Annotated in this window: 1 protein-coding gene; it reads right to left on the minus strand. The window is 32.2% G+C overall.

Annotation, left to right across the window (positions count from 1 at the left end; all coding sequences use genetic code 11):
* On the minus strand, positions 1–320 hold a 320-nt coding region (locus DMC01_RS14385), incomplete at both ends, for a DUF5675 family protein (protein ID WP_221887186.1).

The raw sequence follows: 320 nt of genomic DNA on the forward strand, positions 1-320 counted from the left end.
TTATTTATGCTTTTACCAAGTATTTTCTTCGCAAAATCATTCTTTAAAGATTTTGCAAAGCTTTCTTCTTTGCTTATACTCTTCTTTTGAAAGATTATATCATCAATTCTATCCATAAAATCATCATTGATAAGCAAACAGCCTTGTGAATCTTTTGGGGTATTGCCTTTGTGAATGAGTATATACCTATTAAATGAAATAAAGTTATTGTAAAGATGTAGGGTATTTTTTCTTAGTCCGTAGCTGTGCCACTGTGCCTCATATCTACCCTCAGGTATTCTTAAATTTATCCCGCTTTTAATACAGTCAGGTCCAGGTCT

It is taken from the genome of Campylobacter troglodytis, assembly GCF_006864425.1.
GTDB classification, from domain to species: domain Bacteria; phylum Campylobacterota; class Campylobacteria; order Campylobacterales; family Campylobacteraceae; genus Campylobacter_D; species Campylobacter_D troglodytis.